Genomic DNA, 26070 nt, shown 5'->3' with positions numbered 1-26070 from the left:
GGACACGCCCGTCGGAAGGGGCGAACATGGGCCTCGGGTACGAACTGGCCTATCGGTTCAAGATCACGCCTTGGGTGAAGGCGGGCCGAATCTTCGGCGATCAGATCGAAGGACTCCTCGACCCGTTCGACACCCCGCCGGGCAAAGTTCTCGACGTCGGCTGCGGAACGGGCGACCACGCGATCGAAATGGCGAGGCGAGGCTGGGAGGTCACCGGAGTCGACACCGTCCAGCTGGCACTGGACAAGGCGCGCTCCAAAGCACGGAAGGCCGGCGTCGAGGCGCGGTTCATGCGTGCGGACGCCACCGATCTCGAGCACGCCGTCGGTCGCGGCTACCACCTCGTCCTCGACGTCGGGTGCTACCACGGCATGAGTGACGCCGACCGCATCGCGTACGCCGAGAACGTCACCACCGTCACCGAACCGGGCGCCACTCTCCTGATGTTCGCGTTCGGCCCGGGTCACCGGGGGCCGCTTCCCCGTGGCGCCTCGCGTTCCAATGTGGAGCGAACCTTCGAAAAGTGGAAACTGACGTCCGATGTGGACGCCGATACCACCGGCATGCCCGGGCCGCTGAAGAAGGCCGACCCGCGCTGGTTCCGCCTCGTCAAGCGCTGACCTCGCGAGAACTTCTCCACCGCCCGCGGTTGACCAGTACGCACGGGGGATAATGCCCAGGTGACTGCAACACTGCGTATCAGCGGATTGTCGGCTTCGCGGGGTGAGCGCACACTCTTCTCGGGCCTGGACCTGACCGTCGCCCCCGGCGACGTCACCGGCCTCGTCGGCGCCAACGGCGCCGGCAAATCGACCCTCCTGACGGCCCTGGCCGGGGTCGGTTCGGCCGACGTCGAGGGCAGCATCGTTCTCAGCCCGCCCGACGCCGCCGTCGGCTACCTCGCCCAGGAGCCCGACCGAATCGTCGGCGAGACGGTGCTCGACTTCCTCGGCCGAAGGACCGGCGTCACCGAGGCCGAGCACACCATGAACGCGGCCGCCGAAACACTCGGCGAGTCGGATGAGGATCTCTACTCCCCCGCCCTCGAACGCTGGCTGGCGCTGGGCGGCGCCGACCTCGCCGAGCGTGCCGAGAAGGTGGTCGCCGAGCTCGGGCTCGGGGTGCCGCTGACCGCGCCGATGACGACCCTCTCAGGTGGACAGGCTGCGCGTGCGGGGCTGGCGTCGCTGTTGCTGTCGCGCTACGACGTCCTTCTCCTGGACGAGCCGACCAATGACCTCGATCTTCTCGGGCTCGAACAGCTCGAGCGCTTCGTCGCGGACAGCAGGGCTGCGATGGTGGTGGTCAGTCACGATCGCGAGTTCCTCGCTCGGACCGTCACCGGCATCGTCGAACTGGACCTGGTTCAGCAGCAGATCGCCGTGTACGACGGCGGCTACGAGTCCTATCTCGCGGAGCGCGAGATCGCCAGGCGGCATGCCCGCGAGGCCTACGAAGAGTACGCGGGCACCCGCTCGGATTTGGAAGACCGCGCGCAGATGCAGCGGAACTGGATGGAGCACGGCGTCCGCAACGCGCGACGGAAGGCAAAGGACAACGACAAGATAGGCAAGGGTCTGCGTACCGAGTCGACCGAGAAGCAGGCCGCGAAGGCCCGTCAGACGCAGCGCCGGATCGAGCGACTCGACGTGGTCGAAGAGCCCCGCAAGGAGTGGGAGCTGCGGATGGAGGTCGCCGCCGCCCCGCGCAGCGGGTCCGTAGTCGCGACGGCGAACGGTGCGACGGTCACCTGGGGCGGGGACCGCGAATTCACGTTCGGGCCGGTCACCACTCAGGTGGACTGGGGCGACCGCATCCTCATCACCGGCGCCAACGGTTCCGGCAAGACGACCCTGCTGAAAGTGCTGCTGGGCAAGCTCACGCCGGATGCGGGTAGCGCGTCACTGGGCTCGGGCGTGGCGATCGGGGAGATCGATCAGGCCCGCGGCCTGTTCGAAGGCGCGGAGAAGGTGTCCGACGCCTTCGCCGCCCAGGTGCCGGACTGGCCGGACGCCGACGTGCGCACACTGCTCGCGAAGTTCGGACTCAAGGGCCACCACGTGTTGCGCCCGGCGTCGTCGTTGTCTCCCGGTGAACGCACCCGGGCTGCGCTCGCGCTGTTGCAGGCCCGCGGAGTCAACCTCCTGGTACTCGACGAGCCGACCAACCATCTCGACCTGCCCGCGATCGAACAACTCGAACAGGCGATGGAGAATTTCGACGGCACCCTGCTGCTCGTCACGCACGACCGGCGGATGCTGGAGACGACCCGCAGCACCCGCCGGTGGCGAATGGACGGCGGCCGACTGTTCGAGGAGTAGGTCAGTCGCCCTCGGCCATGGGCGGCAGCGCCTTGACGAACGGCGGGTCGAAGTCGACCTTCCCAAGCTTCGCCGCGCCGCCGGGGGAACCGAGGTCGTCGAAGAAGTCGGCGTTCGCCTTGGTGTACTCCACCCACTGGTCCGGGACGTCGTCCTCGTAGAAGATCGCCTCGACGGGGCAGACGGGCTCACAGGCGCCACAGTCGACGCATTCGTCGGGGTGGATGTAGAGCATCCGACCGCCCTCGTAGATGCAGTCGACAGGACATTCTTCGATGCATGCCTTGTCCAGAACGTCGACACAGGGCTCAGCGATGGTGTAGGTCACGTCAGTAATCCTGTCCTTTCCTGCCGTCCCGCGCGAATCGCCTCCACTCTGCCACGCAATTTCGCAGGGTCAACCTGTCATTTTGGCGAACCGTCGCCGTTGTATGTAGTTGACAAACTGTTGGGTTTTCACAACAATTTGTTGCATGAGCCCAGTACGGCGTGGGGACGCCCTCCCCATCTACAACCGAATCGGCGTCCTTCGCGCCGAGCGCGGGATGAGCCGGGCTCAGTTGGCGGGACTCATCGACGTCAATCCCCAGACCGTCGGCGCGCTCGAACGGGGCGACCACTACCCCAGCCTCGACCTGGCGTTCCGTATCTCGTGGGTGTTCGAACTGCCGGTGGAGGCCATCTTCTCCCGCACCGAGTTCGGACCCCTGTCCACCGAGCTGTATCGCACCGACCGACCGCCGTCCACGACAGGAAGCGGGGAGAGTTCCCATGCCTGAGACCAATCTGATCGAGCGGTACCAGGGGTTCCGCACGCGCAGATTCCTCCAGAACGAACGCCGTTACCGCACCTGGCTACCGAGGTGGCGGACGCGCAGCCGCAGACGAATCCTGGTGGTCGCCCTCGCGGTGACGTTCGTGTTCATGATCGCCGTCGGCATCGTGTGTCATTTCGACATGGTCGTCGGGCCGCTGCTGTGGCTGCCCGCGTGCCTGTTGTTCTTCCCACTGTGGACGATGCTCCAGATCGTGTCCGGGCGGCAGGGGGACGCTCCGCGCGATGCCCTCGACGAGTGGGAGATTCAGCAGCGCAACAGTGCCCGGTCGATCGGACTCACGGTCACCCAGCTACTGACGCTCGTTCCCGCGTTGTACCTGATATTCGTCGGAGCGCTGGACGTCGATCACAGCAACGTGCCGTACGGTGCCGGCCTCCTCGTGGTCACCGCACTGATGATCGGCGGGTGCACCCCCGCGATAATTCTCGGCTGGACACAACCCGATCCAGAACCGGAAGACCTGACGTCATAACAACTTCTGGCCCTCCAGAATGGGAAGGACCCATGTCTCACACACTCACCATCGACAGCATCTCCAAACGGTACGGCGACGTCGTCGCCCTCGACGACCTCTCGTTCGACGTGCGGCCCGGCGAGATCTTCGGATTCGTCGGCAGCAACGGTGCCGGAAAGACCACCACGATGCGCATCGCGCTCGGTGTCCTGTCCGCCGACTCCGGCGAGGTGCGGATCGGCGACAAGCCGATAGACCTCGAGGTACGACGAACCATCGGCTACATGCCCGAGGAACGTGGGCTGTACCCGAAGATGAAGGTGGGTGCGCAACTCGCGTACCTGGCGGAGCTGCATGGCCTCTCCCGTACTGTGGCCCGCGAATCGGTGGACCGGTGGACCGAGCGCCTCGGCATCTCGGACCGCACCGGCGACACCGTGGACGCGCTCTCGCTCGGCAATCAGCAACGTGTCCAGCTCGCCGCCGCGCTCGTCCACGATCCCGCGGTCCTGGTGCTGGACGAGCCGTTCTCCGGACTCGACCCCGTCGCGGTGGACGTCATGAGCGAGGTGCTGGTGGAGAAGGCGAAAACCGGTGTACCGGTGATCTTCTCGAGCCATCAGCTCGAACTCGTCCAACGCCTGTGCCACCGGGTGGGCATCATCGCATCCGGGAAGATGCGGGCCGTCGGAACCGTCGAGGAATTACGCGGCACCGGCAACGTGCAGCTCGACGTGTACGCACCGGAAGCGCCCGTCGGGTGGGCGCACCATCTCGACGGAGTCACCACGATCAGCCATGTCGACGGCCGGACGCTGCTGTCGCTCGAACCACACGTGGACGATCAACTGATACTCCATACCGCATTGAAAACTGGCCCGGTGCACGAATTCTCGTTGCACCGACCGTCCCTCACCGAGATGTTCCGAGAGGTCGTGACTGCATGAGTGCCCCACTGAGTCCTGTCCGCGCCATCGGCTTGGTAGCCCGCCGTGAATTCCTGACACAGGTCGCCAAGAAGAGTTTCGTCATCAGCAACGTGATCATTCTTCTCGCCATCGTCGGCGGCATCGTTGCCTACTCGCTGTTCTCGGGTGGCGACGACGACCGAGCGAAGATCGGCCTCGTCGGCGACCAGGCCCTCGCACCGGTTCTCGTCGCGACCGGGGACGCCGTCGGCACCCCCGTCGAGGTGACGGCCACCGACAGTGAACAGGCAGGCCGCGAACGCGTCGAGAACGGCGATCTGGACGTGGCCCTGATTCCGGGGACCGACGGTTCTGCCACGGCGGTCACCGAATCGGAGATCGGCTCCGGGCTGCGAGCCGTGATCGACGGCGCCGTCGTGCAACGAGCACAAGCCGAAGCACTGACCGCGCAGGGAGTCGATCCCGCGCAACTGGCCGACGCGGCCGGCAAGGCCGTCGTGACGGTCGACGCCCTCGACCCGCCCAACCCGGAAAAGGGTCAGCGGGTGGCGTTGTCGATCGCCGTGGTGGTGCTGCTGTACATGCAGATCATGATGTTCGGGATGTACGTCGCGATGGGAGTCGTCGAAGAGAAGTCGAGCCGCGTGGTGGAACTGCTCCTCTCTACCCTGCGACCACTGCAGTTGTTGTGGGGCAAGGTCATCGGCATCGGCGCCGTGGGCCTGGTGCAGCTGGCCGCGTACGGAGTGGCCGGCGTGGGCGCAGGCCTCGCCACCGGCACCCTCACCGTGACCGGTACGGCACTGGGGGTCCTGGCGGGAACGCTCGGCTGGTTCGTCCTCGGCTTCGCATTCTTCGCCGTGCTCTACGCCGCCGCAGGCTCCATGGTGTCTCGGCAGGAGGATGTCAATGCCACGGCGTCACCGTTGATGGTGTTGATCGTCATCATGTTCTTCAGCGCGTTTTCCTCGGTAAGCAACCCCGACGGCACGTTGAGCAACGTACTCAGCTGGATCCCGCCCTTCTCCGCGATCCTGATGCCGTTGCGGATCGCTTCCGGCGTGGCATCACCGACGCAGGTCGTGGTTACCGTGGCTCTGATGCTGGCCGTGACTGCCGCGCTCAGCGTGTTGGCCGCGAAGATCTACCAGCGCTCGATCCTGCGTATCGGCAAGGTCGTGTCGTGGAAAGAGGCGCTGGGACGTTAGCGGGCGGAGTCCAAGACACCATCGGTTCCCAGCGTTGGCCACCCATCGCACGGTTGAGGTCGGCAGCGCCGGGTACCCACGGTCATGACCACAGAACACCTGTCGCGCCATCATTTCCCGCGGGCGAAGCAGCACCCGACCGTTCGGATGGTCGCGGACCGCGAAGCCCAGCTGATGCGGACGCTGCGGCGGGCGGTGTCCATACTCTCGACCGCCGACCTGCCGTTCGCGGTCGGCGGAGACTGCGCCGTGTACGCCCGCGGCGGACCGCCGGCCGAGCACCAGGTGACCATCATCGCCTCGGATGAGCACCTGACCGGTGCAAGGGCCGCGCTGGCTGCGGGTGGGATGCGGTCCATCGCTTCGCCCCGGTCCGGGTCACGGCAGCACGTCGACGGTGATCACCGGGTCACCCTGCTGTATCCGGCCTCCACCACCGGCACCGCGGAGGGACTCCTAGATCGGGCGGAGACGATGCGGATCGGGCAGATCTGGGCACCGGTCCTCAGCGGAACCGATCTGATGATCGACAAACTTCGTCACCTCGATTCTCATCGGGGTGACTTCGTGCCGATGCTGCCGGTCGCCCGCGCACTGTGCGAGCAGGTCGACTGGCCCACCGTGGTGGGGGCCACCGCAGACCTCCCTTATGCCCGGGCATTCTTGGGACTGCTCGACGACCTGGCGGTCACACCGACCGTGGAGGGGCGGACCTGACCCCGCGGGGATGCAGGTTTGCCCCGTCACGGTTCGGTTCGGTTCGGGCTCAGCTTCGGACGGCCGCCAGCGTGGTGTTCAAGGTCTTGCTCGGCCGCATCACGGCGACGGTCTTCTCGCTGTCCGGCTGGTAGTAGCCGCCGATGTCAACCGGCGAGCCCTGCACCTCGGTGAGTTCCCGCACGATAGTGTCCTCATTTCTGGCCAGCGCCTCGGCAAGCGGGGCGAAGCGTTCCGCCAGTTCCTCGTCGTCTGTCTGCGCGGCAAGCTCCTGCGCCCAATACATCGCTAGGTAGAACTGGCTGCCCCGGTTGTCGAGCTCGCCGGTCTTACGCGACGGGCCCTTGTTCGTGTCCAGCAGCTGACCGGTCGCTGCATCGAGCGTCTTGGCCAGGATCTTGGCGCGCTCGTTGCCGGTCTTGATGCCGAGGTCCTCCAGGCTGACGGCCAACGCCAGGAACTCACCGAGCGAATCCCAGCGCAGGTGGTTCTCCTCCACCAACTGCTTGACGTGCTTGGGCGCCGACCCCCCGGCGCCCGTCTCGTACAGGCCCCCGCCTGCCATCAGCGGCACGATCGACAGCATCTTGGCGCTCGTGCCGAGTTCCAGGATCGGGAACAGGTCGGTGAGGTAGTCACGCAGGATGTTGCCGGTCGCGGCGATGGTGTCCATCCCGCGGATGAGCCGCTCCAGCGTGTACCGCATCGAGCGCACCTGCGACATGATCTGGATGTCGAGGCCCTCGGTGTCATGATCCTGCAGGTACAGGTCGACCTTCTTGATCAGCTCGTTCTCGTGCGGGCGGTACGGGTCGAGCCAAAACAGGACCGGCATGCCGGAGTTGCGTGCCCGGGTGACCGCGAGCTTGACCCAGTCGCGGATAGGCGCGTCCTTGACGGTGCACATGCGCCAGATGTCACCGGCCTCGACGTGCTGGGAGAGCAGCACCTCACCGGTGTCGACGTCGACGAAGTTGGCATCGCCCTCCTCAGGAATCTCGAAGGTCTTGTCGTGCGAGCCGTACTCCTCGGCCTGCTGCGCCATGAGCCCGACGTTGGGGACGGTACCCATGGTCGTCGGGTCGAACGCACCGTTGGTCTTACAGAAGTTGATGATCTCCTGGTAGATGCGCGCGAAAGTGGACTCCGGCATCACCGCCTTGACGTCCTTGGGCCGTCCGTCGGCGCCGTACATCTTCCCGCCCGAGCGGATCATCGCGGGCATCGAGGCGTCCACGATCACGTCGCTGGGCGAATGGAAGTTCGAGATGCCGCGGGCGGAGTCGACCATGGCCAACTCGGGACGGTGCTCATGGCAGTCGTGCAGGTCCTGATTGATCTCCTCTCGCTGCGTACTGGGCAGGCTCTCGATCTTGTCGTAGAGGTCGACGAGGCCGTTGTTGACGTTGACGCCCAGTTCGTCGAACAGCTTCTGATGCTTGGCGAAGGCGTCCTTGTAGAACGTCTTCACCGCGTGACCGAAGACGATGGGGTGCGAAACCTTCATCATCGTCGCCTTGACGTGGAGGGAGAACATCACGCCCGTCTTGCGCGCATCCTCCATCTGCTCCTCGTAGAAATCGAGCAAGGCCTCCTTGCTCATGAACATGCTGTCCATGATGTCGCCCTTGCCCAGAACCATCCCGGGCTTGAGAACGATCGTCTCGCCGTCCTTGGTCACCAACTCCATCCGGACCGTGCGCTCCCGGTCAAGCATCATCGACTTCTCGCCGTGGTAGAAGTCGCCGTGCCGCATGTGCGCGACATGGCTGCGCGAGGCCATCGACCACTCACCCATGCTGTGCGGGTGCTTGCGGACGTACTCCTTCACCGCCCTGGGTGCGCGGCGGTCGGAGTTGCCCTCACGCAGGACCGGGTTGACCGCACTGCCGAGGATCCTGCCGTAGCGCTGCCGGATCTCACGTTCCTCGTCGGTCTTCGGGGCGTCCGGGAAGTCCGGGACCTGGTAGCCCTTACCCTGCAGTTCCCTGATGGCAGCCAGAAGTTGCGGCACAGACGCGCTGATGTTGGGCAGCTTGATGATGTTGGTCTCGGGCTGTTGCGTCAGACGACCCAGCTCGGCAAGGCGGTCCGGGACGCGCTGCTCTTCGGTGAGACGATCGGGGAACTCGGCCAGGATCCGCGCCGGCACCGAGATGTCACTGGACTCGATCTCGATGCCCGCGGCATCGGCGAAGGTGCGCACGATCGGCAGGAAGGCATAGGTCGCGAGCAACGGCGCCTCGTCGGTCAGCGTGTAGATGATGGTCGACTGCTTATCGGCGCTCATGGTTATTCTCCCGCGTCAGTTCGGTTCCGCTTTCGAAGAGCTTGCGTGCGGCTACGGTATCGCGTCGAGCACAAGGCTACGTGCGACACCACCACGACCATACAAGCGCCGGTACTCCGAACTCCGCTTCCTGCGGCTGGATTCGTTCACCGCTCGAACACCCCAGCGGGCGAAGGCGCGAATCCCCGACCACGGCCTCGCGCGCTATGTAGTGTTCGATCTGTCGATCGGCGCTGCTCACGTTCGGTCGTGGAACGGGGAACGCCATGGTCGTCCGTCGCAAAAGACCGGTCGTCGCAGTCGCTGTCGCAGTGGTCACGTCGCTCGCCCTGATGTTCACCGGATGCACGTCCGAGACGACCGGTGCTGGTGGCGGCAATTTCGGTCCGGAGGGCTCACCGGTCGCGTATCAGGAGCCGGTGAAGCTGACGAGCGAGGGCGGTGTCCTCGAAGTGCGACTCTCGGCCCACCAGGGCACCGTCGACCTCGACACCGCTTCGGCGCCGGTATCGAACTTCCTGCTCTTCGGGTACGAAGTCCTCCGAGGCACAGCCTCCGACGGGTCGAGGGAGGCCGACGGCGTCTACCCGGCGCCCACATTGCGGGTCGATCCGGGTGAGCGCTTGATCATCCATTACGACAACGATCTGCAAGATCTCACGATCGAAGACTTCTACGACCCCGCCTTCACACCCGCAGGCGGGGTCGTACCGATCTACCCGCCGTCGCTGACGTCGTCACCGCTCAACCTGCACACCCACGGACTGCATGTCAGCCCGGACGGCAACGCCGACAACGTCCTGCTCGACATCCCGGCCGGCAAAGGCAACGTCTACGACTACGCGGTGCCGAAGGACATGCCGAACGGCCTGTACTGGTACCACAGCCACCGCCATACGGTCACGGCGCAGCAAACGTATCTCGGGCTCGCGGGTCTGCTCGAAATCGGCCGCCCGGACGGCGACCTGCCGCTGGTGACCGAGAACGACGTCCCGATCCGGGACATGGCGTTGCAGTACAACTTCGTGTTCGACCGCAAGGGCACCGGCCGTCAGTTGAACGACCCGAACTGGCCGCAGTACGTGAGCACGCTGACCCCACCGGAAGGCAACCAGCTCGCCGAGGGCACGTACTCGCCGAGCCTGGCTCCGGTGAATTTCTCGGAGACGTCGGAGGGTGCCCAGTACTTCACCAATTGGTACAGCGGACCGCTCTCGCCCGCCAATCATCGCGGGCAGAACCAATTCGTGCCCGGCAACCTGCAGAGCTTCAGCAGCGACGGGGCCGACATTCCTGCAGACCTGTCACTGCCGGACAACCAACGCGACGTGCAGTACACGGTGAACGGTCAGTTCCAGCCGGAGCTGAAGCTGAAGCCGGGTCAGACCGAGATCTGGGTGTTGGCGAACATCAGCGACTTCGCTTACATGCCGCTGCGCCTCACCGAGACAGCGACGGGCAACCATCCGAAGTTCGCGGTGCTCGGTCAGGACGGTAATCCCTTTTCCCGGGTGGAGTTGCCCGTGGGCGGCGATGGGACCCGGCTCGTCATCCCCCCGGCGTCGCGTTACGCGATCGCGGTGACGATGCCGCAGACCGGTGATCTCGTGCTGGACATGCCACCCCTGGAAGGCGCGAAGCCGGTTACCAATCCCGGTGTGCTGTATACCAACAACGGCACCGAGAACCCACCTGCCGTTCTCGGCACCGTCACGGTCGACCCGTCGGTCATCAGCTATGCCGACGGGTTCTTCACCTTTCCCACGCAGAAGCTCATTCATGCCACACCGGACAGCGGGGAGGGACGGACCACACCGTTCGAGCCCGGGCAGAACCTCGACGCGTACACGTCTTTCGTCGACACGTCGGCGATGACGCCCGACGTGAAGCGCACCCTCACCGTCTCCGGCGGTTTCGGCAACGAAAAAGCCAGCAACAGCGACCCCAAGGCATTCACCTACGAGTTCGACGACAACACCTTTCCCAACATTCCCTTGATCCAGCCGCGGCTGAACTCGGTCGAGGAGTGGCTGATCACCAACCTCAACAACGACGAACATCCAATGCACATCCATGTCAACGACTTTCAGGTCACCGAAATCGTGGACCCGGTAGCCGGCACGAGGACAGGGGTGCAGATGTGGGGTGAGGACAACGTCAACGTGCCTGCGCCGGTGACGGACGCGAACGAGAACCCACTCGCGCCGGCATCGGTGACGTTGCGCACGAAGTTCACCGAATACATCGGCACGTTCGTGATCCATTGTCATCGCCTCAACCACGAGGACAACGGTTTGATGGCCACCGTCAATGTGATCCCCGAGGTGTCGACGTACGCGGTCGCGGTCCCGGGATCACCGGGCAGACCTGCGACCGTGCAGGTCTACGACGGCAGCGGTGACAGGCTCATCTCGACCGCCACGCCCTTTCCCTCGTTCGAGGGCACGCCGACCGTCGCCATGGCCGACGTCGACGGCGACATGGTGCTCGACCTCGTGGCCGGCACGGGTGCCGGGGTGGCACCCGAGGTGGTGGCCTACAACGGAGCAGACGACTTCCTTGCCGAACTCACCCGATTCGCGCCGTTCGACTCGGAGTTCCGTGGTGGCGTGAATGTCGCAGGAGCCGACATCGACGGGAACGCGTTGGCCGACAACATCATCGTCGGGTCCGGTCCCGGAATCGAGTCGGAAGTGAAGGTGTTCGGCCTCCCCGGCGAGAAGGGCACGGCCCCCGCGTTGTTCGGATCCTTCACGCCGTACCCAGGATCGACTTCGGGCGTCACGGTTGCCACCGGCATGGTCGACGCCGTCTCCGGCCGGGACAGCATCGTCACCGCGCCCGGTCCGGGTGAGGTACCGCGCGTGAAGACCTTCCGCTATGACCTGTACACCCCGACCGCCGCGGCCGAGGCGAACGGTTCGGCTGACGAGCATGCCGGCCACTCGGCGGGACCGGTGACGACCTCGGAATTCCTGGCCTTCGACGAGGGCTACACCGGTGGCGTCTCCCTGGCCACCGGGTGGGTTGCCGGCGCCGAAGGCGGCGCGCAGAGCATCGTCACCGGCATGCTCGGCGGCGACGGCACCGTCCGAGTCTGGTCGAGCGGCTCACGACTCGACGGTGAACCGGCGATGTATCTCGACAGCCCCAACCATCATTCGGGCCCCGTCGCGTTCGCGCAGATCGCCTCCTTCGTACCCTTCCAGGGGAGCGGCGTGCAGGTGGCCACCACCAGCACCACCACGGGCGCAGATCTGCTCGTCAGTGGTACCGGACCGGGCGGTAGCGAGGTCCGCAAGTTCGGCCTCGGCAGGGTCGACCCGCGGTCCACCACCCTGGTGCCGTCCCCATTGGGCACTCTGCCCGCGCTGCCTTCACCGAGCGGCCCGGTTCCGCTCGGTGGGCGGTAGTACGTCCCTCAGTTGTCGGGTACCACCATGCCGGTGGCGGCGTCGACGTTCACGTCGTAGTCCCAGCCCCTGCCGTCGCGGATGTGGACGTGCCACACCATCTTACCATCGCGCTGCTGTTCCTCGGACGAGGCCACCATGCCCCCGGGCACTGTTGCGAGAGCCGTCTGTTCCGCCTGCTGCTGGCTGACCGGCTGCGGCACGGCCGGCGCGGTGGGCGTCGAAGCAGTGTTGTCGTCGTCGTGGTCCTGGTCCTGGGATACGACGGTGCCGGTGGCGGCGTCGACGTTCACGTCGTAGTCCCAGCCCCTGCCGTCGCGGATGTGAACGTGCCACACCGTCTTACCATCCCGCTGCACTTCTTCGGACGAGATGACCGTGCCTCCGGGCACCGTCGCCAGAGCGGCCTGTTCGGCTTGTTGCTTGCCCACCGCCGCGGCCGCCGTTCCGGTGGGCGAGGCCTCCGAGCCCGTGGTGGTTGCCGCTCCTGTGGTGGTGGTGGCGGCGGCGGTGGTGGTGGCAGACGAACCCGAGTCTTCGGTGCTGTCCGAGCCACAACCTCCCAGGAGCAGTGCCGAGGCCATGGCAATGGCGATCAGGCTCGTATCTCGAACGGTTTTCGCGGTCATCATCGATCCTTCCGTGTCGGTTCCACTGCTTCTCAGGGCAGGGTCCAGAACTGAGTGGTCACCAGAAAGAACACGAGCACCCAGAACGCGTTGGCGGCTGCGACGAGTGCGATCCCTCTCAGATTGGTCTTCACTTTCGACGCACCCGCGGGGGGCCGCAGCCACCGCCCCAGAAGCGGGTTCACGTAATGGGGCATCGTCAGGAAACTCATGATGAAACTGGACAACAGATTGCCGATGAGCAGACCGAGCCACAGCGGCATCCGCAACGGTGCCAGAGCAAGAGTGAGCAGCACGACGGTGGGATACAGCCCGACCCAGACAGCGATGGAGGTCTTGGTCTCCGACGGCGGCGGCGCCTCGTTGCCGTTCTCGTCGAACGCGAACCAACTGCCGAAGGAGTTGTCGACGGTGCGTAACTCGAAGTCGGAGAACTTCTCACCCTCCGCCAGCAGGTCCTGTCGTTTCTTCGACGTGAGCCAGGCGTCGAGGTTCGCTGCGGTGTCGTAGCGGTACAGCGCGGTCCACTCGTCCTGCACGCCCTCGACGGGTCGGAAGAGTTCGCTGCCCCGGAAGCCGTCGAATTGGCTCTCTTCCAACCGCAATCGCTCCTGCCATTCGAGGAATGCGTCGACCTTGCCGCGCGCGACACGGTGCGACACGACGACGGTCACGAGCGGGTCGGTGGGCTGTTTGCCCCCGCCCAGGACCTGCTGGGTGGCGGGACCGTCGAAGTACCGCTGCCCCTCGTCGAGGTGCTTCTGCCGAGTGGCGCTGTTGATCCAGGCCTGCACGTGGGCGACGGAATCGAAGCGGTAGACCACCACCCAGTCGGGTTGCACGTCGGTCGGCGGGGTGATCTCGGCGCCCAGGAAACCGGCGTAATCCGAGGCAGCAGCATTCATGTCCTCTTGCCACGTCTCGAACGCCCGCTCGGAACCGGCGAGCACCTTCTGGCCGATGATGACCGTCGCGGCGCCGCCGTCGAGCCTTTCCGCACGCATCGCCGCCGCCCTAGGACTGCGCCGTCGCAACACGAGTCGACTCGCCGAGCCTGCGGTAGATGCGCTCGGGTGTCAGCGGCAACTCCCGGTAGCGCACACCGGTCGCGTTTTCGAGCGCATTGGCCAACGCCGGCGCCACCGGGTTGATGCAGCACTCCGCCATGCCTTTGGATCGCAACGGGCCCACAGAATCCGTCGAGTCGACCAACAACACCTCCGTGCGCGGCACGTCGGCGTACGTAGGGATGCGGTAGTTGCGCAGATTCGGGTTGATCATCGTGCCGGTGTGGTCGACGTGGTAGTTCTCAGTCAGTGCGAACCCGATGCCCTGGGCCACCCCACCCTCGATCTGACCGCGCACCTGGGCCGGGTTGATGACGACCCCGGCGTCGGTGGCATGAACGCTGTAGAGAATGCGGATCTCGCCCGTGACTCGGTGAACGGCGATGCGGAAGCCGTGGGTATTCGACACCACGCTGCGCGGCGAGCCGTATGCCTTGCGCGCCGCGGCGAACCGGATACCGCGTCGGCCCGCAGCATCGAGAAGTTCGCCCAACGTGAGGCGGAGGCTCCCACAGACGACACCGTCGTCGTCCATCGAGCACTCGGACAGATCGGCTCGGGTGTGTGCGGCCGCGAACGCGAGGATGCGGTCGCGCAAGGCGTCGGATGCCCGCAGTACGGCGTTGCCGGCGACGAACAGGCCCGCGCTCGCGAACGCTCCGGTGTCGAAACCCGTCCTGTCGGTGTCGGACTGCACGAGCCGTACCCGCGACGGCGTGGTGCCGAGCTGGTTGGCCGCGATCTGCACGTGGGCGGTGGACGTTCCCTCCCCGAATTCGACCGTGCCGATGGCCAATTCGTACACGCCGTCGTCACCGAGCGTCAGCCATGCCTCGGAAATGTGCTCGGTGGGCGGGGCGGTCTCGTGCACGGAACTCGCGGTACCCGTGCCGACCAGCCAGTGGTCTCCGAGGACTTTTCCGTTTGCACTGCGTATCAGGGCAGCGTCGACGAGGTCGATGCACTGGGCGAGGCCGTCCTCGGTGAAGGTGACGTCGTCCGGCCGGTCGTCGATCGCGACGAGGGAATCACCGGGACGCACGATGTTGCGCCTGCGCAGTTCCAGCGGATCGATGTCGAGGGCGACCGCGAGTTCGTGCATGGCGGATTCCACCGCGAACGCCGGCTGGGTCATGCCGTACCCGCGCAGCGCACCGCTCGGCACCGTGTTCGTGTAGACGGAGTACGCGTCGAACCTCTTGTTGGGACACCGGTACAGCGAGATGGCGGCTCCGGCCGCGAACAGCGTCTCGCCGCCGTGGTTGCCATAGGCGCCCGTGTTCGACACGTTGCGCACCGCAAACGCGGTGAGCGTACCGTCGGCCCGCGCTCCCAAGGTGATCGTCAGCTTCATCGGGTGCCGCGGCGAGGCCGTCGTGAACTCCTCCTCCCGGGTGTACTCGAAACAGGCCGGACGACCGGTGTCCAAGGCAGCGAGAGCCACCAGGTCCTCGGCGATCACTTCCTGCTTGCCACCGAAACCACCGCCCACTCGCTTGCAGAACACTCGCAGCTGATCGGGGCGCAGATCGAAGAGATGGGCCAGCTTGACCTTGGCTATGGACGGCGACTGCGAGCTGGTACGCACGTGAAGTCGGCCGTCCTCCATCCAGGCGATCGAACCGTGCGTTTCGAGATGCGCGTGCTGCACGCGCGGGGAAAAGTAGGTGCCCTCGTGGATCACATCGGCTTCGGCGAAACCCGCCTCGAGGTCGCCGATGTCGCCGTGAAGTTCGAGCAGAATGTTGTGGTCGGGGTCCCGCACGAAGGGATCGTGCGAGCCGTGCAGCCGGGGAGCCCCGTCGGCCATCGCTTCCTCCGGATCGAACACCGCAGGGAGCACCTCGTACTCGACCACCACCTTCCGACATCCTTCCTCGGCGGCTCCGATGGTGTCGGCGAGCACCGCGACCACCCGCTGCCCGACGAACCGCACGGTGTCGTCGAGGATGTAGGTGTCGTCGGGATCGACCAGATGGTCGGTGTGGATTGCCGTGGTGAACCTCTTCCGGGGCACGTCCTGCCACGTGTAGACGCGATGCACACCGGGCACGGCGAGTGCCGCAGTCTTGTCGATGGAGACGATGCGCGCGTGGGCGTGCGGCGAGTGCAGCACCCTCAGGTGCAACAGGCCTTCGATCTCGGTGTCCATGGTGAACTCGGCGCGGCCCGTCACCACGTCGGTGGCTGCGGGCGCTCCCACGCTGGTGCCGACGGCCTTGCCCGGAAGCGCTTCCTCGATCGCGGTGACACCGTTGACCGCGTCCTCGATGGCTCGGTAACCGGTGCAGCGGCACAGGTTACCTTTCAGCGCGCGGGGCAGATCCGCCTTCTGGGCGTCGGTGAACGTCGCCGAGGTCATGATCATCCCGGCGGTGCAGAAGCCGCACTGGAAGCCGGGCGCATCGCGGAAACAGCGTTGCACCGGGTGCAGGTTGTCGGGTGAGCCCAGTCCCTCGATCGTCGTGACCTCATGGCCCTCGGCCCGGAACGCAGGGGTGATACAGCTGTGCACCGGGGCGCCGTCGAGCCAGACCGTGCATGCGCCGCAATCGCCCGCGTCGCAGCCCTTCTTCACGCCGTGATGACCCAGTGCACGCACGAAGGTGCGCAGACACTGGCCGGGCTCGGGTTGTTCGTCGAAAGTCCTGCCGTTCACGGTGTACGTCATGGCAGCTCTCCCAACGCCAGTTCGCTGCGAATCTCCTCGGCGAAGTGTTTCGCCAGGTGACGGCGGTGGTCGGGGGTGCCGTTCGGATCGTCGAACCACACTTCTGCGGGGATGGCATCGATGCTGCGCTGCAACGCGTCGGCATCGGGCATGGAGTCGAAGGACAGGCACACCGGACGGGTGGTGCCTGCGGAGACGGTGAGCAGAAGGTCATCGGTTCCCGGCGACTGCGTGGCGATCAGAAAGATCGTCGAACGACCCAACTGTGTGAGGGTGAAACGACGGTGGCTGTAGCGCTTGCGCAGAGCGCTCACCGGAATGTCGATGCGCCGCAGCAGTTCGCCGGGAGCGAGGACGTTCCGGTGATCCCCCGTGACGAAGTCGGCGGCGTCGACGGTGCGTTCCGACCCGTCCGCATCCCAGAGCGTATAGGTCGCCTCCAACGCGACCGTCACCGTGATCATCGGGCCGGCAGGCAGCGACATGCAGATGTTGCCGCCCACCGTCGCCGAATTCCACACCTTGAACGACGCAAGAAACGCCTCGCAGCTCGTCGCCAGCAACGGGCCGGCGGGCCAGTCACCCGGCAGCTCCAGCGCATACAGCTCGCGGATCGTGCACGTGGCACCGATCTGCAGGGCGGCGTCACCGACCACGAGCGTGTCCCAGCCGAGAGTGGTGATGTCGACGAGGCGGCGGACGTCGGGCTGCGGGACCGAGAACAACCACGTGCCCCCGGCCAGCCAGGCGTCACCGTCGCGCCATGCCTCCCCCGGCCTGTCGGAGGGTCGTCGAACGACGTCCGTGACAGTGTGGAGATCCATGGGACTGCTCCCCTCGGGGGAAGGTGTCGTTCTCATGCCCAACCTGCATCGACGTTTCTGACTCTAGACACCCGCTGCGGTGTGTCGGCGCTGTTTTGCGCTGTTCCACCCGAAGGGACTGCCGTCACCCGCCGTAGCAGGCATCGAGCCAAACGGACGTACCGCTACTCTCAGGGCCATGGCCGCCAAGATCTCCGCCCACGACGTCCTCGAATTGGTGCTGGATCAGGGCAGTTACGTTTCCTGGGACACCACCCCAGTGGACGTTCGGCCCGACGAGAAGTACGGATCGGACCTGATGAAGGCCGCCGAGAAGTCGGGCGTCGACGAATCGGTGTTGACCGGAGTCGGCACGGTTCGCGGTCGCCCGGTCGCGGTGATCGCCTGCGAGTTCGCGTTCCTCGCGGGTTCGATCGGAGTGGCGGCGGCCGAACGCATCGTCTGCGCCATCGAACGGGCCACCCGCGAGGGGCTTCCCCTGCTCGCCTCCCCCACGTCCGGAGGCACGCGGATGCAGGAGGGCACCGTCGCCTTCGTGCAGATGGTGAAGATCGCCGCCGCCGTCGCCACCCACAAGGCCGCCCATCTCCCCTACCTGGTGTACCTGCGGAATCCGACCACCGGCGGTGTCTTCGCGTCCTGGGGTTCCCTCGGGCACATCACCGTGGCCGAACCCGGTGCACTCGTGGGGTTCCTCGGGCCCCGCGTCTACCAGGCGCTGTACGGCGAGAAGTTCCCCGACGGCGTACAGACATCGGAGAACCTGTACCGCAACGGCGTCATCGACGGCGTCGTCCCCGCGACCCGGCTACGACTACTCGTACATCGGGCGCTGCGGGTGCTGATCGACCCCCCTGCCACCCCGACGGTCGCCGCCGAGATCCCGGACATCGAGATTCCCGACGTTCCTGCCTGGCAGTCGGTGATGCTGTCGCGGCGCGCCGACCGGCCCGGCATCCGCCACCTGCTGCGGCACGCGGCCACCGAGCAGGTCCCCCTCAGCGGCACCGGCCAGGGTGAAACCGAGGGGACGGTGCTGTTGTCGCTGGCCCGTTTCCGCGGCGCTCCGTGCGTGTTGCTGGGCCAGGACCGCGCCGGGCAGTCGGCGCTGAACACGATGGGGCCTGCCGCCCTCCGCGAGGCACGCCGCGGCATGCGGTTGGCCGAGGAATTGCAGATCCCCCTGGTCCTGGTGATCGACACCCTCGGTGCGGCGTTGTCGCAGGAGGCGGAGGAACGCGGGCTGGCCCCTGAGATCGCACGCTGCATCTCCGACCTCGTGACGTTGAAGACGCCGACCGTGTCCGTTCTGCTCGGTCAGGGCACGGGCGGTGGGGCGCTCGCGTTCCTCCCCGCCGACCGCGTGCTCGCGGCGCAGAACGGGTGGCTGGCCCCGCTACCTCCCGAAGGCGCCAGCGCGATCGTCCACCGCGACACCACACACGCCCCCGAGATGGCGGCCGCCCAGGGCATTCGTTCGCTCGACCTCCTTCGCGACGGCGTCATCGACGCCATCATCCCCGAGCATCCGGACGCCGCCGACGAGGCCGTCGATTTCTCCAAGCGAGTCGGCGAGGCCATCTCCCGGGAACTCCGTGCCCTGACCGGGGTTCCCGAGAGCGAACGCTTCGCGGCCCGGCTCGCCCGCTACCGGAACCTCGGCCTCGACTAGGAAAGCTTGATCGTGTTTTCGACAGTATGCGGCGATGTCGCGAGCCACTGTCGGACCTCCGGCCGCGGGATCGGAGTGATCGAACGGCCGATGATGATCGAGGTCCGTGTTCGAGGCCGCAAACATCACAGTGCAGCGCGACCCCCGATCGAAACCTAGCCACTCCCCGCGACGATGGCGGGCACGGTGGCGGCGACGATGATCGCGGCGTTGACTGCCTCGACTGATTTGCGCACGGCCTTGCCGGCCCAGTCGCCTTCGGCGATCTCCTTCGCCCGTTTCTTCACGGCGCGACGATCGGCGTCCGGGAACAGCTTCGGGGCCGCGTCGACCGCGGACAGGAGGGAGACGAGCGCGGCGGTTCGCGGAGTAGGGGTGACCCCGTCGAGGAGTGCGGAGCTCAGTTCGGACCGCAGCGCGCGTTCTCGGCTGCTGTCGACCTCCGGCCAGCGGGCGGTGGGGAAGATGCCGAGCACCTTGCCCTTCTCCTCACTGGCTTTCCCGAGGCGTCGTCGAGCAGCAGCAACAGCAGGTCTTCGGCAAGCAGCGTCATGCGTCCACGATAGGGCGGACGTCCCCGGCGAAGTCCGGTGTCCGTTCAGCCGCCCCGGGGAATGTTTGCCGGTTACCGTGATGGGGAAATATTTTGACCATCACAGACGGTTGTCGGGCACCGCAGTCAAGCACGAGGAGCGGCTATGAGCGCGATCGGACACTGTCGGGCGCTCCTGATCGTCGCCGTCGTCACCTCGGCGAGTTTGTTCGGCGAGGTGGCCGCAGCTTCGGCGGACGAGTGGCGGGCGCTTCCCGCCGACAAGCCGGCATCGGCAGACGGATCTGTTCTCGACCACATCGAGCAGGTCGACGACCGCCAACTGAACATGTATGTCTACTCGGCGGCGATGGAGAAAGTGATTCTGCTCGAGGTGATCCGTCCCGCAGATACCAGCGTGCCCCGACCCACGTTGTACCTGCTCAACGGCGCCGGGGGCGGCCAGGATTCGGCAACCTGGAAGGCCAAGACAGACGTGGTCAGCTTTTTTGCCGACAAGAACGTCAATGTCGTCACTCCCGTCGGCGGCGCGTTCAGCTACTACACCGACTGGCAGAAGCCCGATCCCACCCTCGGCCTCAACAAGTGGACAACCTTCCTCACCGAGGAACTACCCCCGATCGTCGACGCCACGCTCGGGACGACCGGCGAGAACGCGATCGCCGGACTGTCGATGTCGGGCACTTCCGTCCTGAGCCTGGCCCAGCACGCACCCTCGCTGTATCGCGCGGTCGGCTCCTACAGCGGATGCGCCGAGACGAGCACCAAACCGGGTCGGGACTACGTCACCTTCGTCGTCAGTGCCCGCGGCGGAGACGTCGAGAACATGTGGGGACCGCCCGACGATCCGGATTGGGTGGCCAACGACCCGGTCGTCAACGCCGAGAAGCTGCGGGGAATCGACCTCTACGTCAGCAATGGTTCCGGGTTGCCCGGCCACCACGACACCCTCAACGGTCCGGATGTCAACGGGGATCCGGGTGTCCTGGCCAACCAGGTGATCGTGGGCGGAATCATCGAGGCGGGAACCAATCAGTGCACCTATCGGCTGGCCGACAGGCTGAACGCCTTGGGGATCCCGGCCACGTTCGACTTCCATCCGACCGGCACCCACTCGTGGGGCTACTGGCAGGACGATCTGCACAACTCCTGGCCGATGATTGCGTCTTCCCTCGGCATCTAGCTCTGCCGGTGTCCGCCTCTGCCGTTGTCTGTCGTGGCGTCACCCGCTATCACATAGGGTGTTTCAGGCCACAAGGTGAACGGCGAGAGGACGAACATCGATGAGCTCTCCGACAGCGAGCGCAGGACGTAGCTACGCAGATGTCTACCGCGAGAGCGTCGAACATTCTGAGGAGTTCTGGCTGAAGGCGGCTGCGGCAGTCGAGTGGGTCGAGGAACCGACGCAGGCACTCGACGCTACTTCCGCCCCGATGTATCGCTGGTTCCCGGGCGCACGGTTGAACACCTGTTTCAACGCCCTCGACCGCCACGTGCGGGACGGGCGAGGTGACCAGGATGCCCTCGTCTACGACTCGGCTATGGTGCCCGAGGCCTCCCGCACGTACACCTACACGCAGCTGCTCGACGAAGTGTCACGGTTTGCCGGTGTGCTCGCCGGACAGGGTGTGGTGGCCGGCGACCGCGTGATCATCTACATGCCGATGATCCCCGAGGCCGCCATCGCGATGCTCGCCTGCGCCCGCATCGGCGCGGTCCACTCGGTGGTGTTCGGTGGTTTCGCCGCGAAGGAACTGGCGACACGCATCGACGACGCCGGACCGGTGGCGCTGGTGACGGCATCGGGTGGTCTCGAGCCGGGGCGCACCGTCGAGTACCTGCCGATGGTGGCGAAGGCGCTCGAATTGTCGAGTACCCCACCGCATACGGTGATCGTCAAGAATCGCGACCACGTACCGGGATCGGCCGCCGACTACCGGAACGGCGCAGCCGCCTGGTTCGACTGGGACGCCCTGGCCGCCGATGCGTCACCCGCCCAGCCGGTTCCCGTGGCGGCCACGGATCCGCTGTACATCCTCTACACGTCGGGAACCACCGGTAAGCCGAAGGGCGTGGTCCGGGACAACGGCGGGCACGCGGTCGCGCTGACCTGGTCTATGTCGAACGTTTACGACATCGGACCGGGTGAAGTCTGGTGGACCGCCTCCGACGTGGGCTGGGTGGTCGGCCACTCGTACATCGTCTACGGGCCGTTGCTGGTCGGCGCCACCTCCGTGCTCTATGAGGGCAAACCGGTGGGCACTCCCGACGCCGGGGCGTTCTGGCGGGTGGTCTCCGACCACAGGGTCTCCGCGCTGTTCACCGCCCCGACCGCGATCCGGGCGGTCCGCAAGGCCGACCCCGACGCGAAAGAGATTGCCAACTACGATATCTCGTCGTTGAAGACGTTGTTCGCCGCCGGCGAACGCCTCGACCCCGACACTTATGCATGGGCCACCCGAGTGCTCGACCTCCCGGTAATCGATCACTGGTGGCAGACGGAAACGGGCTGGGCCATCTGCGCCAATCTGCGCGGGCTCGACCCCATGCCGGTGAAAGCCGGCTCCCCCACCGTTCCGGTTCCGGGTTATCGCGTCGAGGTGGTCGACGGTGAGGGGAACACCCTTCCGGCAGGGGCCGAAGGCAACATTGTGATCGGACTTCCACTCCCACCGGGAACCCTGACCGGGCTGTGGCGGGACACGGACCGGTTCGTGAAGTCCTACCTCGCCACCTTCGACGGCTACTACCTCACCGGCGACTCGGGATACATCGACGAGGACGGATACGTGTTCGTCCTCGGACGGAGCGACGACGTCATCAACGTTGCCGGGCATCGGCTTTCGACCGGCAGCATAGAGGCCGTGGTCGCCGGGCATCCGGCCGTGGCCGAGTGTGCAGTGGTGGGGATCCGCGACGAGCTGAAGGGTCAGCGGCCCAGCGGATACGTGGTCCTCAAGGCCGGTGTCGAGATCGATCCGGAGACCCTGCGGACGGAATTGGTCGCGATGGTGCGCGAGCAGATCGGTGCGGTCGCGACGTTCCGGGACGTCACCGTCGTGGGAGCCTTGCCTAAGACGCGCTCGGGCAAGATACTGCGCAAGACGATGCGTCAGATCGCCGACCACGAGCAGTACACCGTGCCCTCGACCATCGAGGACATCGCCGTACTCGAAGCGCTGGAGAAGCAGCTGCGGCAATGAGGTCTCCGGCGTGAACGTGCCTCAGGCGTGAACGGCCGCGTCGAGGGCTGAGTCCACCAGCGCTTCGATGCGATCCTCGGCGAGCGGATCCTGATCGAACAGGATGCGGTAGACGATCGGTGCGACCACGTGGTCGATCACCCGCTCGGTGACGCCTGGCGTGGCCGAGAAACTTTCGTCGCGGTGCAGAATCGTGTCGATCTGGATCCGGCAGAAGCCAGCACACTTGTTCTGCTTGGTGTCGTTGTCGGGGCGGGCCTCGTCACCGCTCATCACGATGTCGCGCAGTGCGTCCCGGCCCACCGGCGAGGACATCTCCTCGAGATACTCCTGGGCCCAGGCAACAAGGTCACCGCGCACACTGCCGGTCTCCCGCGGGGGCGTCTCGGGTCGCAGTCGCTCGATCGCCACGTCGGCGAACACCTCGGTGATGTCGCCCCACCGCCGGTAGATGGTGGACGGGGTGACCCCGGCGTCGGCGGCGATCATCGGCACGGTGATCTCGGCCCGGCCGCGTTCCTGAAGCAGTTTGCGGGTGGACGCGTGCACCGCCTGCTGGATACGGGCGCTGCGACCACCGGGGCGTGGACCTGGAACGGGGCTCATGAACTCCATACTAACGCGCATTCTTTGCATTAAGGACGACGGCAGCGTAGCTTCATAAAAGCAAATGCTTTGCTTTAAAGCTGGGAGTACTACATGACGATCCTTGCCGCACCCGACGCACTACCGAAGTCGCGACCCGAACTGCGTCGCGGCGCCGCCTTCACCCTCGTCGCCGTAGTGATCGCCACCCTGCTCGGCGCGTCCGCTGCACCGACGCCCCTCTACGAGGTCTACCAGAGCCAGTGGGGATTCTCGTCCCTGCAATCCACCTTGGTCTTCGGAATCTACGCTGTCAGTCTGCTCCTGGCGCTGCTCACCGTCGGCTCGCTCTCGGACTACATCGGCAGACGCCCCGTTCTCGTCACTGCTCTGACGTTCGAGGTGGTCGCGATGGCCATGTTCGCCTCAGCTGAGGGCCTCGGACTGCTCCTGACAGCCCGGGTAGTGCAGGGCTTTGCGACCGGCGCCGCAATCAGCGCGCTCGGATCCACCCTCATCGACCTCGAGCGCAGGCCCGGCCGCGGTTCCACCGTCAACAGCATCGCGCCCACAGTGGGTCTCGCCTTCGGCGCCATCGGATCGAGTCTGATCAGCGAGCACCTTCCGCGTCCGACCAGCACCGTGTTCCTCGTCTTCCTCGCGCTCTTCGCCCTCGAGACCCTGGGTATCTGGGCGGCACCAGAAACTGCCGTCCGGCAGCAGGGCGCGCTGGCCTCGATGCGCCCGACTCTCGCGGTACCGTCCCCCGCTCTGGGCATGCTCCTCCTCACCGGGCCGTGCCTGATCGCCGTGTGGGCGCTCGGCGGTTTCTACCTGTCACTCGGCCCCTCACTCGCCCGCAGCGCATTGGACGTCCACACGTCGCTGATCGGTGCCATCATGGTGGCGACACTGACGGGAACTGGGGCGATCACGGTCTTCCTGCTGCGCAACGTGGCGGCGCGGCAAGTCCTGCTCGTCGGCACCTCTGCTCTGATCGCCGGTGTGGCCGTCACACTCGTCGGCGCCGAAACGTCCTCAGCTGTGATTCTTCTGGCGGGAACAGCCGTCGCGGGGATCGGCTTCGGCGCCGGTTTCCAGGGGACAATTCATACTGTGATGCCTCTGGCCGCGCCCCACGAGCGGGCGGGACTCCTCTCGACCATCTACGTGATCGCCTACCTCGCCAACAGTGTCCCGGCGCTCGTCGCCGGATACTTGGTCGGCAAGGTGGGATTGGTCGACACCACCCGCCTCTACGGCGGACTCGTCATCCTCCTGGCCGCGGCAGCTCTGCTCGGGCTTCTCCTGCGCAAAACGCCAGTACTCACAGGGCCTTGATCTCGCCGTAGCGGGCGAGAGCTTCCTGCCGCTCGAGTCCGTGGTCGACGATCGGCTCCGGATATCCCTCGGGCCGAAGCGCTTTCAGTGAATGAACGGCCCGTCCGGGGATGCCACGCAGCTCCGGCACCCACTTACGCACGTACGAGCCGTCGGGATCGAACTTCTCGCCCTGAGTAATCGGATTGAACACCCGGAAGTACGGCGAGGGATCCGTGCCCGTACCCGCCGTCCACTGCCACCCGTGCTGATTGTTGGCGAGATCGCCGTCGACCAAACGGTTCATGAAGAACCTCGCTCCCCGCCACCACGGCAGGTGCAGATCCTTCACCAGGAAGGACGCAACGATCATCCGCACCCGGTTGTGCATCCAGGCCTCCGCCCGGAGCTGACGCATTCCCGCGTCGACGATCGGGAATCCGGTTCTTCCCTCGCACCACGCGGCGAACACCTCGTCGGCGTCGGCACCGGAGTCGAGTCGGATCGCGTCGAACTTGCGGTCGTAGTTGCCGCGCGCGCTGTCCGGCCGCTGAAAGAGAATGTCGGCGTAGAAGTCCCGCCATGCCAGCTGGCGACGATACGCTTCGGCACCCTTACCGCGGCGGCGCGAAAGGTCGCGGAGCATGGTGCGGGGATGGATGTTGCCGTATTTCAAATACACCGACATCCGGCTCGTCGCGTCGAGGTCGGGACGGTTGCGGGCGTCGTCATAGGAGTCGAGTTCGTTCTCCAGGAATTCCGTCCATCGCCGCAACGCCTCGGACTCCCCCGCGGCGACACCCTCGGATTCCGGCTCGGGGATTACTGCCCGCCGGACGGTGACGTCGTCCGGTTCGATCCAGTCGACCGTCGCGGCGCCGGTGTCGATCGGCGCACGCCACCCGTGGTCGATCCACTGCCTGAAGTACGGAGTGAACACTCGATACGGTTCGCCGTCCCCCTTGGTGACCCTGCCGGGCGCCACGGCATAGGGCGATCCGGTGGCGACCAGTCCGATGTCCTCCGCGACAGCCGCATCACGCTCGCGCCCGTACGGGCCGAAGTCGGCGCTCACGTGGACCTCACCGGCCGACACCGCCTCTGCAACCGCGGGGACCAACTCAGCTGGATTGCCCCGCACTACCAGCAACCGCCCACCGAGTTGGTCGTCGAGGGCACTCAAGCTGCGGAAGAGGAAATCCCGGCGCGGTCCGCCCGCAGCGCCGAGTAGCCGGTCATCGAGCACGAACAGGCCGAGCGCGCGGGCCCCCGCCTCGGCGACGGTGTGCAGAGTCGGAAGATCGGCGAGTCTGAGGTCGCGCCGGAACCAGACCAGTGCCGTGTCCATGCCTGCCACGGTACTGAAGTGGACCGT

The 26070-nt window shown here is 66.0% G+C and carries 20 protein-coding genes and 1 pseudogene; 12 read left to right on the top strand and 9 right to left on the bottom strand.

Annotation, left to right across the window (positions count from 1 at the left end; genetic code table 11):
* Positions 1 to 26: 26 nt before the first annotated feature.
* Together NOF53_RS02335 and NOF53_RS02330 are read left to right on the top strand one after the other, a co-directional pair.
* Positions 27 to 620 carry a class I SAM-dependent methyltransferase gene (locus tag NOF53_RS02335; RefSeq protein ID WP_255965344.1) on the top strand — a complete coding sequence of 198 codons (594 nt, stop codon included), beginning with the start codon at positions 27 to 29 and terminating at the stop codon, positions 618 to 620.
* 60 nt (positions 621 to 680) lie between these two features.
* Positions 681 to 2321 (top strand): ABC-F family ATP-binding cassette domain-containing protein, encoded by a 1641-nt coding sequence (locus tag NOF53_RS02330; RefSeq protein WP_255965343.1) that lies wholly within the window; start codon positions 681 to 683, stop codon positions 2319 to 2321.
* 1 nt (position 2322) lies between these two features.
* Here NOF53_RS02330 and fdxA read toward each other — a convergent pair whose 3' ends face one another.
* A complete protein-coding gene (gene fdxA, locus NOF53_RS02325) occupies positions 2323 to 2649 on the bottom strand; it encodes a ferredoxin (protein WP_255965342.1) in 327 nt (108 codons plus the stop codon).
* Between the two features lie 145 nt (positions 2650 to 2794).
* On the opposite strand from fdxA, the gene NOF53_RS02320 reads away from it, so the two are divergent.
* From NOF53_RS02320 to NOF53_RS02300, 5 genes are all read left to right on the top strand, one after another.
* Positions 2795 to 3100 carry a helix-turn-helix transcriptional regulator gene (locus tag NOF53_RS02320; protein WP_037234450.1) on the top strand — a complete coding sequence of 102 codons (306 nt, stop codon included), beginning with the start codon at positions 2795 to 2797 and terminating at the stop codon, positions 3098 to 3100.
* Positions 3093 to 3632: a hypothetical protein gene (locus NOF53_RS02315; protein WP_255965341.1), complete on the top strand. Its 540-nt coding sequence runs from the start codon at positions 3093 to 3095 to the stop codon at positions 3630 to 3632. Before NOF53_RS02320 ends, NOF53_RS02315 begins: the two co-directional genes overlap by 8 nt.
* A gap of 32 nt (positions 3633 to 3664) precedes the next feature.
* Positions 3665 to 4561, top strand: coding sequence for an ABC transporter ATP-binding protein (locus tag NOF53_RS02310; protein WP_255965340.1), 897 nt, complete (start codon positions 3665 to 3667; stop codon positions 4559 to 4561).
* Positions 4558 to 5751: an ABC transporter permease gene (locus NOF53_RS02305; RefSeq protein ID WP_255965339.1), complete on the top strand. Its 1194-nt coding sequence runs from the start codon at positions 4558 to 4560 to the stop codon at positions 5749 to 5751. The genes NOF53_RS02310 and NOF53_RS02305 overlap by 4 nt, the downstream gene beginning before the upstream one ends.
* 84 nt (positions 5752 to 5835) lie before the next feature.
* Positions 5836 to 6468, top strand: a complete 633-nt coding sequence (locus NOF53_RS02300) for a hypothetical protein (protein ID WP_255965338.1) — start codon at positions 5836 to 5838, stop codon at positions 6466 to 6468.
* Positions 6469 to 6517: 49 nt separating this feature from the next.
* On the opposite strand, the gene NOF53_RS02295 is transcribed toward NOF53_RS02300, so the two are convergent.
* The gene (locus NOF53_RS02295) at positions 6518 to 8758 is read right to left on the bottom strand and encodes an NADP-dependent isocitrate dehydrogenase (protein WP_255965337.1); all 2241 of its coding nucleotides are present in this window, start codon (positions 8756 to 8758) and stop codon (positions 6518 to 6520) included.
* A 266-nt stretch (positions 8759 to 9024) separates the two neighbouring features.
* Between NOF53_RS02295 and NOF53_RS02290 the strand changes: the two genes are divergently transcribed.
* Positions 9025 to 12171 carry a multicopper oxidase family protein gene (locus NOF53_RS02290; protein ID WP_255965336.1) on the top strand — a complete coding sequence of 1049 codons (3147 nt, stop codon included), beginning with the start codon at positions 9025 to 9027 and terminating at the stop codon, positions 12169 to 12171.
* Between the two features lie 8 nt (positions 12172 to 12179).
* Here NOF53_RS02290 and NOF53_RS02285 read toward each other — a convergent pair whose 3' ends face one another.
* From NOF53_RS02285 to NOF53_RS02270, 4 genes are read right to left on the bottom strand one after another with little or no spacing between them, the layout of a single operon-like run.
* Positions 12180 to 12800, bottom strand: a complete 621-nt coding sequence (locus NOF53_RS02285) for a PepSY domain-containing protein (RefSeq protein ID WP_255965335.1) — start codon at positions 12798 to 12800, stop codon at positions 12180 to 12182.
* Positions 12801 to 12832: 32 nt separating this feature from the next.
* On the bottom strand, positions 12833 to 13804 hold the full coding sequence (locus tag NOF53_RS02280) for an antibiotic biosynthesis monooxygenase (RefSeq protein ID WP_255965334.1): 972 nt from the start codon (positions 13802 to 13804) through the stop codon (positions 12833 to 12835).
* Between the two features lie 10 nt (positions 13805 to 13814).
* Positions 13815 to 16538, bottom strand: coding sequence for a molybdopterin-dependent oxidoreductase (locus NOF53_RS02275; protein ID WP_255965333.1), 2724 nt, complete (start codon positions 16536 to 16538; stop codon positions 13815 to 13817).
* The gene (locus tag NOF53_RS02270; RefSeq protein WP_255965332.1) at positions 16535 to 17362 is read right to left on the bottom strand and encodes an FAD binding domain-containing protein; all 828 of its coding nucleotides are present in this window, start codon (positions 17360 to 17362) and stop codon (positions 16535 to 16537) included. Before NOF53_RS02270 ends, NOF53_RS02275 begins: the two co-directional genes overlap by 4 nt.
* A gap of 178 nt (positions 17363 to 17540) precedes the next feature.
* On the opposite strand from NOF53_RS02270, the gene NOF53_RS02265 reads away from it, so the two are divergent.
* Entirely contained in the window at positions 17541 to 19034 is a 1494-nt protein-coding gene (locus tag NOF53_RS02265) for an acetyl-coenzyme A carboxylase carboxyl transferase subunits beta/alpha (protein ID WP_255965331.1), read from the top strand.
* Positions 19035 to 19189: 155 nt separating this feature from the next.
* Here NOF53_RS02265 and NOF53_RS02260 read toward each other — a convergent pair.
* Positions 19190 to 19570: pseudogene (locus NOF53_RS02260) on the bottom strand (GOLPH3/VPS74 family protein); the annotation flags it as partial.
* A 162-nt stretch (positions 19571 to 19732) separates the two neighbouring features.
* On the opposite strand from NOF53_RS02260, the gene NOF53_RS02255 reads away from it, so the two are divergent.
* Together NOF53_RS02255 and NOF53_RS02250 are read left to right on the top strand one after the other, a co-directional pair.
* Entirely contained in the window at positions 19733 to 20770 is a 1038-nt protein-coding gene (locus NOF53_RS02255; protein WP_255965330.1) for an alpha/beta hydrolase, read from the top strand.
* Between the two features lie 100 nt (positions 20771 to 20870).
* Entirely contained in the window at positions 20871 to 22790 is a 1920-nt protein-coding gene (locus NOF53_RS02250) for a propionyl-CoA synthetase (RefSeq protein ID WP_255965329.1), read from the top strand.
* A gap of 21 nt (positions 22791 to 22811) precedes the next feature.
* Here NOF53_RS02250 and NOF53_RS02245 read toward each other — a convergent pair whose 3' ends face one another.
* Positions 22812 to 23396, bottom strand: a complete 585-nt coding sequence (locus NOF53_RS02245) for a TetR/AcrR family transcriptional regulator (protein ID WP_255965328.1) — start codon at positions 23394 to 23396, stop codon at positions 22812 to 22814.
* A 93-nt stretch (positions 23397 to 23489) separates the two neighbouring features.
* Between NOF53_RS02245 and NOF53_RS02240 the strand changes: the two genes are divergently transcribed.
* Positions 23490 to 24716 carry an MFS transporter gene (locus NOF53_RS02240; RefSeq protein WP_255965327.1) on the top strand — a complete coding sequence of 409 codons (1227 nt, stop codon included), beginning with the start codon at positions 23490 to 23492 and terminating at the stop codon, positions 24714 to 24716.
* Here the strand turns inward: NOF53_RS02240 and NOF53_RS02235 are convergent.
* Positions 24703 to 26043: a cryptochrome/photolyase family protein gene (locus NOF53_RS02235; RefSeq protein WP_255965326.1), complete on the bottom strand. Its 1341-nt coding sequence runs from the start codon at positions 26041 to 26043 to the stop codon at positions 24703 to 24705. The two genes, NOF53_RS02240 and NOF53_RS02235, sit on opposite strands and share 14 nt — an antisense overlap.
* Positions 26044 to 26070 lie beyond the last annotated feature (27 nt).

The organism is Rhodococcus tibetensis, from assembly GCF_024438035.1.
GTDB classification, from domain to species: Bacteria; Actinomycetota; Actinomycetes; order Mycobacteriales; family Mycobacteriaceae; genus Rhodococcus_F; species Rhodococcus_F tibetensis.
This window is presented reverse-complemented; position numbering and strand designations above follow the sequence as displayed.

Excerpts from the sequence above, each read along its gene's own strand:
- NOF53_RS02240 (WP_255965327.1), top strand. The coding sequence starts at position 23,490 with ATGACGATCCTTGCCGCACCCGACGCACTACCGAAGTCGCGACCCGAA.
- NOF53_RS02275 (WP_255965333.1), bottom strand. The coding sequence starts at position 16,538 with ATGACGTACACCGTGAACGGCAGGACTTTCGACGAACAACCCGAGCCC.
- NOF53_RS02265 (WP_255965331.1), top strand. The coding sequence starts at position 17,541 with ATGGCCGCCAAGATCTCCGCCCACGACGTCCTCGAATTGGTGCTGGAT.
- NOF53_RS02295 (WP_255965337.1), bottom strand. The coding sequence starts at position 8,758 with ATGAGCGCCGATAAGCAGTCGACCATCATCTACACGCTGACCGACGAG.
- NOF53_RS02245 (WP_255965328.1), bottom strand. The coding sequence starts at position 23,396 with ATGAGCCCCGTTCCAGGTCCACGCCCCGGTGGTCGCAGCGCCCGTATC.
- NOF53_RS02235 (WP_255965326.1), bottom strand. The coding sequence starts at position 26,043 with ATGGACACGGCACTGGTCTGGTTCCGGCGCGACCTCAGACTCGCCGAT.
- NOF53_RS02335 (WP_255965344.1), top strand. The coding sequence starts at position 27 with ATGGGCCTCGGGTACGAACTGGCCTATCGGTTCAAGATCACGCCTTGG.
- NOF53_RS02315 (WP_255965341.1), top strand. The coding sequence starts at position 3,093 with ATGCCTGAGACCAATCTGATCGAGCGGTACCAGGGGTTCCGCACGCGC.
- NOF53_RS02310 (WP_255965340.1), top strand. The coding sequence starts at position 3,665 with ATGTCTCACACACTCACCATCGACAGCATCTCCAAACGGTACGGCGAC.
- NOF53_RS02290 (WP_255965336.1), top strand. The coding sequence starts at position 9,025 with ATGGTCGTCCGTCGCAAAAGACCGGTCGTCGCAGTCGCTGTCGCAGTG.
- NOF53_RS02300 (WP_255965338.1), top strand. The coding sequence starts at position 5,836 with ATGACCACAGAACACCTGTCGCGCCATCATTTCCCGCGGGCGAAGCAG.
- NOF53_RS02250 (WP_255965329.1), top strand. The coding sequence starts at position 20,871 with ATGAGCTCTCCGACAGCGAGCGCAGGACGTAGCTACGCAGATGTCTAC.
- NOF53_RS02280 (WP_255965334.1), bottom strand. The coding sequence starts at position 13,804 with ATGCGTGCGGAAAGGCTCGACGGCGGCGCCGCGACGGTCATCATCGGC.
- NOF53_RS02305 (WP_255965339.1), top strand. The coding sequence starts at position 4,558 with ATGAGTGCCCCACTGAGTCCTGTCCGCGCCATCGGCTTGGTAGCCCGC.
- NOF53_RS02270 (WP_255965332.1), bottom strand. The coding sequence starts at position 17,362 with ATGGATCTCCACACTGTCACGGACGTCGTTCGACGACCCTCCGACAGG.
- NOF53_RS02320 (WP_037234450.1), top strand. The coding sequence starts at position 2,795 with ATGAGCCCAGTACGGCGTGGGGACGCCCTCCCCATCTACAACCGAATC.
- NOF53_RS02255 (WP_255965330.1), top strand. The coding sequence starts at position 19,733 with ATGAGCGCGATCGGACACTGTCGGGCGCTCCTGATCGTCGCCGTCGTC.
- NOF53_RS02285 (WP_255965335.1), bottom strand. The coding sequence starts at position 12,800 with ATGACCGCGAAAACCGTTCGAGATACGAGCCTGATCGCCATTGCCATG.